This window comes from Sphingopyxis sp. (assembly GCF_036402335.1).
Lineage (GTDB): Bacteria > Pseudomonadota > Alphaproteobacteria > Sphingomonadales > Sphingomonadaceae > Sphingopyxis.
The window spans coordinates 1-6,701 of record NZ_DASWTD010000333.1; the positions used below are offsets into that span (position 1 = coordinate 1).

Consider the following 6,701-nt stretch of genomic DNA (forward strand, 5'->3'; position numbering starts at 1 on the left):
GGCGAACGCCGGACCGGCGAGGCGGATTTTCGCCGCCCCTTCGCGATTGAAGGCGGCAACGGCTTCGCCGAGCGGCGTGTCGTCGAAGCCGATCATGGCCCCGGGCCAGGACAGGAGGGCCGGGCCCGCGCGCGACGGTGCCCCCACCTCGCCGCCGGCCACGACGAGCTGCTCGCCCGGAGCAAGAAAGCGCGCCCGGCCCGCCGCGGGCTTCGCGGCGTCCCGGCCGCGAACCTCGACCGAACCCTCGAGAAGGACGACGCGGACCGCGCGCTCTTCGATGCCGACCTCGAAGACCGTCCCGTGCGCGATCACCCGCCCCGCGGCGGCATCGACGAGGAACGGCCGCGCCGGATCGTGCGCGACGTCGAAGCGCGCGCGGCCGCGCAGCAAGACGAAGTGCCGCGCGTCGGCGCCCCCGAGATCGCGAAGAACGGCACCGCGGTCGAGCGTGACGCGCGAGCCGTCGGACAGTCCAACGGTTCGCATGGTGTCTCCGGCGGTGATCGTGCTCGCTGCCACGCGCGTGGCGGCGGCCTGCCGGTTCTCCGCGGGAGCCAGCCAACCCATCTGCCCGGCGACCAGGCCTCCGGAAAGCAGCGTCAGAGCGATGCCTGCCGCCAGTAGCGCCGCGGGCGGAATCTTCCGCCGCGCGCGCGACAGGTCGCGGTTCCGTCCGACCGGGGCATTCGCGAGAAAAAGGCTTTCGTCCCACGTCGCCTCGAGCCGCGCATAGGCCTCGGCGTTGGAAGGAAGCGCGCGCCATTGCTCGAAGGCGGCACGCTCGGCGTCCGCATCGGGCCCGTGCATCACGCCAAACCATTCGGCCGCGCTGCGCGGGCTATCGCGCCGCGATGCGTCGGTCATGGCGTCATGCGCGATTGCGCGAGAAAGGCGATGGCACGCGTCATATGCATTTCGACCGTCTTGATGCTGAGCCCCGTCCGGGCGGCAATCTCGGCATAGCTATAGCCGTCAACGCGGTGCGCGAGAAATATTTCGCGTGTCCGCGGCTTGAGACGCAGAAGCGCGGCCTCGAGATGACGCAGGCGGTCGCGCGCCTCGAGCGCGGCCCACTGATCGCCCGCGCGGAGCGCGACCTCGTCGTCGCCGACGTGGAGCGCGGCGGAACGTCGCACCTCCTGCCGCGCGTCGTCGCGCAGCATATTATCGGCAGCGCGCCGCAGATACGCCGCGGGCGCAGCGATCCTTCCCCGCTCCTGCTCGCTGAGACCCGCGAGCCGGCAAAAGACCCGTTGCACGACATCGTGCGCGCGCTCGGCCTGCACGCGGCGGCGGATAAAACGTATGAGACCATCATGATGCGCGCGGTAGAGACGTTCGAGAAACGCCCCGTCCGCTCGTGGCCGCGCGTCTGCGGGCGGAAGCGGGTCGGCTTCGGCAAGTCCCGCGGTGCGCGGACGGTCGGGAACCGGCTTCAGGTGCACGGGCGCACCACCCGGGCGCGTTCAGCGCATCCCGTATGTCGACCGCACGAGACGCGCGCGGTGGGAAAGCCCAACGACATGGGCAAATCTCCGGCAGGGAGGCCAGCCGGCTCGGCCGGATGTCAGATGTCGGCCCGGAACATGTGCTGCCGCCTTTAGCCGCCTCGCGCGGCCTGGACATTCGCGGCTGCGGCCCGGGAACAAGTTCGCCCCGGCCCAATTTTCCGTTTGCGCGGCAATCTCGCCTCGCGCGTCTCATGAAAGGCGCGCGCCCCAAGCATAGCCGGGGGCGTCTGCAATGCAAGTCGGTGATGCTCCCCTGTACCGGGCGTCGGAAAACATGCTTGAGCATGTGCCGAGACCTTTAGCCCGAGGGCCTGGACATGCGTCTCGGCCGCCCGGTCGTCAGGAACAAGGCTGCCCCGTTGTTCGAAAGGCATCCAACATATCGCTGCCTTCCCGCGCGATAGGTGCGCTTGTCCCGCGGCAATGCGCCGCTGCGGCGGCTCCGTACCGAACAAGGTCCGGCGGAGCCTTCCAGCGGCGGGACCTCGCCGGTACCGGACGCGGACAAACGTCCGGCGCCTCCGCGATCGGAAGGAGGAGCAAGGGACTGACCGCTCCTCCTTCCACCCCGCTCCGGCCCCTCACGCCCCCCCGCGTGATCGAAAGCGAGGCAATCGCAGCCATCCAGCGGTCACCCCGCGCGGTCGAAGCGGAGCCCCTTCATCCGCCCGGCCGCCAAGGCGAAGCTGCCGTGATCGTGCGCGAAGGTCACGATCCCGCCGAGCATGCCGAACGGCCCAAGCGACGCCGCCTTCCAGATTTGGTCGGTAATCGGGGTCAGCCGGTAATCGGCGCGCCCATGCTGTCCCGATATCGCGAGCCGGCTGCCATCCTCGTCTTCGCAAAGCGTCGCGCTCGCCCCGACCGCAGGTGCCGCGTAGCGCCCGGTGCGATCGCCGAGCCGGGCGCCGGGCTCGGTCTCGATCCGCTCGAGCCGGCTTTCGTCGCCGAAGTCGGTGAAGAGAAGCGCGCTCCCGTCGACCCGCGCCGACTGGCGGATGAACGACATGATCTCGGGCAAGCGCAGGTTGCCAGCCTCGTCGGCGGTGACCGGCAGCCCGGGAGCGCCATCAATCCCCATGAGCTGCATGTCGCCATGGGCGATCAGCTCGACCACCCTGCCGTCTTCCTGCGACACGAAGACCGCCGTCTGCTTGTCGAAAGGCATATCGACGACGGGATCGAGCCCCGCGACGCAGGCGTCGATGATCCTGTTCGCCAGGTCCGCGCCGTTCACGTCGGCTCGGTTGACCGCGATCGAGATATCGAGCCGGGCGGCGGGAACCTTGATCATCTGCGAATTGCCCGCCATCACGCCGCCACCGTGCGAGATCGTCTGGGCGCCGCGATAGGAGCCGTTGACGAGCCCCAGGCCATAGCCGGTCGAACTGCCGTTCGCGAGGCGGTGCGGCTCGCGCAGCAGGCGCCAGCTTTCGGCGGAGCCGACATGCGGCGCATCCATGTGACGTAGCCAGCGCAGCATGTCGTCCATCGTCGACACCATGCCGCCCGGGCCGCTGATCTCGGAGCCCATATAGTCGCGCGTGAAGCGGCCGTCGGCGGCACGGAAATGCAGCGTCGCGCTATTGGCCACGAAGTCGCCGTCCCACCGCCGGAGCATCGTGTCGTGCATGCCGACGGGCTCGAAGATGCGTTCGCGGAGCACAGTGTCGAGCGACTGGCCAGTGATCGCCTCGATCGCGGCGGTCAGGAGAACATAGCCGCCATTATTGTAGCTCCAGCTCGTGCCCGGCGCGAAATCAACGTCCTCGATCGACCGGTAATAGTCGACGAACGCCGCATCGCCGACCTTCGTGGTCGCGCCGCTGAGCAGCATCGATACCGCCATCGCGTCGCGAATGCCCGAGGTATGCCCCATCAGCTGGCGCATCGTGACGTCGCGGCTCGCCGCATGGAGACCCGTGACATGCTTTCCGATCGGATCGTCGAGCGCGGCGCGGCCTTCCTCGCACAGGAGCAGGAAGGCGAGCGCGGTGAAATGCTTGGTCGTCGAGCCGATCCGCATCCGTATCCCCGGGCCGAGAAGGACGGGAAGTTCCATGTGCGCTAGCCCGAAACCGCGCCGGTAGACAGGTATGCCGTCGATCGCGATGGCGACCGCGGCACCAGGCAGGCTGCCCTGGTCGAGCGGCGCGAAAATCGCGTCGATCGCCGCTTCATCGAATCGTGTCGCCAGCGTCTTGTCGGTCATGTCGAGGTTCCTCGTCGGAAGAGTTGCAATGGAAGGACTATCTGAATGTCCCGGCTAGGCGGTGCCCGGCGCGGTCGCTGGCGAGGTATTGCCGCTGCGCGATGCCCACCAGAACGCGAGCGCGGCAAGGAGCGCAAAAGGTGCCCCAACCGCCGCCATGCCTTGGCCGAGCATCGCGTCGCCGCCGAACGCCGCGCTCGCCATCGCGACGAGCGGGGCCGCGGCCGCGCCGCCGAGCGATACCGTCACGATGTAGAGCCCCATGACCGCGCCGCGCAACTCGTTGGGAATACGAAAATTGATCGCGATCATCGGGATCGTGATCGCGACGGCGAAAGCGATGGTGAAGACGATTGCGGCCGCCGCGAACCAGACGAGATCGGGCATCATCGCGACGAACGAGGCGGGAACGCAGAGCAAAGCGGCAAAAGCGGCGGGCCGCATCACGCTGCCACGCCCTTCGCGCTGGCGGAAATATTCGCTGAGCCGCCCGCCTGCGACCATTCCCGCGAGCACCGACACCAGCGATACGGTTCCGAACCATGTCGCGAAGTCGCCGGGTTCCTGGCCGTAGATGCGCGTGAGCGCAGGCGGCATCCAGCTCAATATGCCGGTCGACATGCCCGAGAGGAACGTCGTTCCTGCCAGCAGCGGAACGAGAAAGCCGCGATAGGCCCAGAGTTCGCGTGCGCTTCCCCCGCCCTGCTGCTCGACTTCCATGCGCACCGGCTCGCGGAGCGACAGCACGGCGGGAACGAGGAGAATGCCGGCGATCGCGAAGCCGAGCGAGACCAGGCGCCAGGGCGTAAGGCCGAAGAGCAGGTCGGAGCCGCCGGCCGCGAGCTGTGTCAGCGCGCCGAGACCGAGCCCGCCGATGAAGATCGCGCCGGCCTGCCCGATCCCCTGCCCGATGCCGTAGGAGGTCGTCGCCATCGCGCGGCGGCCGGGTGGGAAATAATCGGCGAGCAACGACATGCAGGCCGGCAAGGTGATCGCATTGGCGATCCCGAGCACCGCCTTGCTCGCGACGAGCAGCCAGAGCCCCTTTGACAAAGCGGTCAGCAACAGCCCCACGCACCAGAGCAGCATCGCCGCAGCCAGCATGCGCACGCGGTTAGAGCGATCGACGAGCAGCCCCATCGGGATACAGAAAAGCGCATAGGCGCCATAGAGGACGGTCGTGTTGGCGAGCCCCACCTGGACATCGGTCAGCGCGAGCTCGTGCTTGATCGGCTCGACGAGGAGCGAGATGATATAGATGTCCATCGCGGTGAAGAAGGCGATGGCGACGATGATCGCCTGCGAATAGCGCGCGCGCCGCGGGCTGGGATAAGCGGGAAGACTTGTATCGGCGGACATGCAGGCTCCCGGAACTTGGACGGAGAGGCGGAGCCTCTTTCGCGAATGTCGATCGATGCCGCCGGCGCGCCGGGGAGCGCGCCGGCGACGAAGGCACCCTAGAAGTGCGAGCTTAACCGCAATCCAAACGTCCGCGGGCGCAGGACAAGCACCTGCGCGGGCCCGCCGAGCTGCGAAAGGATCGTCTGGGCGGCCAGCTGAGCGCGCGTGTCGAACAGGTTCTGGACATAGAACTGCGCGTCGACCGGCCCGAAGGAGAGGCCGGCGCGCAGGTCGACGGTCGCATAGTCGGGAACGTCATATTGCCTGAGCGCGGGGCTTGCATCGAAGCTGGCCTGACTGTCCGACGCAAAGCGCAGCGTCGCGCCAAATGCCGGCTTCAGCGGGCTGTCGGCGAGGTTGTAGTCGACATTGACCGCCGCGGTGAAATGCGGCGTGTTCGGCAGGCGTTCGCCCTTGCGCGCGCCAAGCAGCGGCACATCCTCGGTCAGATAGCCGTCGTTGTAGGCGAAGGCTCCGGTCGCGACGAACCCCGGCCCGGGGCGAGCGGTCAGCGTAAGCTCGGCGCCCTTGATCCGCGCGCCGGGACCGTTCGCGAAGTTCGAGACACCGGCGACGGGACTGAGGAGCTGGATATCCTTCCAGTCGATATAATAGCCCGAGAGATCGATCCCGAAACTGCGATCGGCGGTCTCGGCCTTGATCCCGAGTTCGTAGCTGTTCAGCGAATCCGAGTCGAAGGTCGCCGGCGAGGGCTCGTTGGTGTTCGGATCGATGACGCGGAAGTTCGGACCGCCCGGCCGATAGCCGGTCGCGAAGCGGGCGTAGGCCGTCACGTTGCGGCTGAAACGGTAGCGCGCATTGGCAAGGTAGGTGACCACGCCCTCGCTCGAGCTCGACCCCGGCGCGGAGACGACGAGGATGCCCGAGGCATTCTGGGTGAAGCGCTGGTCGTTATGCGCGTAGCGGATGCCGCCGCTCACGTCGAACGCGTCGGTGATATGCCAGGTCAGGTTTCCGAAGACGGCATATTCCTCATATTTGCTGTCGATCGCGGCGGTGACCGCGTTCACGTTCGGCAGGAGGACGAGCCCGGCACCATAGGTATCGGCGACCTGCCGGAGCAGGCTCTTTTCGTGCGTATAGAAGCCGCCGACCAGCCATTCGACCGGCTGCCCCGTCGGCGAGGCAAGGCGGATTTCCTGCGTGAACTTGCGCGTGCGTGCAAGCTCGTTCACCGCAACCGCTTCGGCCGGGATGCCCGCGAGAATCTGGAGGAAGGGCGCGTAGACCGCCGAGCCGTCGGTCGTCGCATAGGTCTTGTTCGCCTGGTAGCTCGTCACCGAGGTCAGCGTCGCGCCGCCGAAATCGTAATCGACCGTGGCGCTCGCGAGACGGAAATTCGACCGGAAAGGCTCGTCGAGCGGATGCGCCTGGTCGAGCATCCCCGCGACGGGGGTGCCGTCGAGGCCGATATTGGCGTAGCTGCCGCCGCCGCGGCGGACATTCTGCGCAAATCCGGTCAAGCGGACCGAAAGCCCCTCGGCGGGTGCGAAGAGCGCGTCGAGGCGCCCGCCATAGACCTTGCCGCGATCGACATTCTTCTCGCCGGTCAC

At 67.7% G+C, this 6,701-nt stretch carries 5 protein-coding genes; all 5 read right to left on the reverse strand.

Annotated features, from left to right (window positions below; translation table 11 throughout):
- Window positions 1-867: FecR family protein (locus VGD20_RS10235; protein ID WP_331134344.1), on the reverse strand; the 867-nt coding region annotated here is incomplete at its 3' end.
- Window positions 864-1,448, reverse strand: coding sequence for an RNA polymerase sigma factor (locus tag VGD20_RS10240; protein ID WP_331134345.1), 585 nt, complete (start codon window positions 1,446-1,448; stop codon window positions 864-866). The genes VGD20_RS10235 and VGD20_RS10240, both read right to left, overlap by 4 nt.
- Before the next feature lie 697 nt (window positions 1,449-2,145).
- Window positions 2,146-3,726, reverse strand: a complete 1,581-nt coding sequence (locus tag VGD20_RS10245) for a serine hydrolase domain-containing protein (protein ID WP_331134346.1) — start codon at window positions 3,724-3,726, stop codon at window positions 2,146-2,148.
- 54 nt (window positions 3,727-3,780) lie between these two features.
- Window positions 3,781-5,085: an MFS transporter gene (locus VGD20_RS10250; RefSeq protein ID WP_331134347.1), complete on the reverse strand. Its 1,305-nt coding sequence runs from the start codon at window positions 5,083-5,085 to the stop codon at window positions 3,781-3,783.
- Window positions 5,086-5,183: 98 nt separating this feature from the next.
- On the reverse strand, window positions 5,184-6,701 hold a 1,518-nt coding region (locus VGD20_RS10255), incomplete at its 5' end, for a TonB-dependent receptor (protein ID WP_331134348.1).

What these genes read in the sequence shown, in the direction of transcription:
- VGD20_RS10245 (WP_331134346.1), bottom strand. Translation starts at nt 3,726, where the DNA reads ATGACCGACAAGACGCTGGCGACACGATTCGATGAAGCGGCGATCGAC.
- VGD20_RS10250 (WP_331134347.1), bottom strand. Translation starts at nt 5,085, where the DNA reads ATGTCCGCCGATACAAGTCTTCCCGCTTATCCCAGCCCGCGGCGCGCG.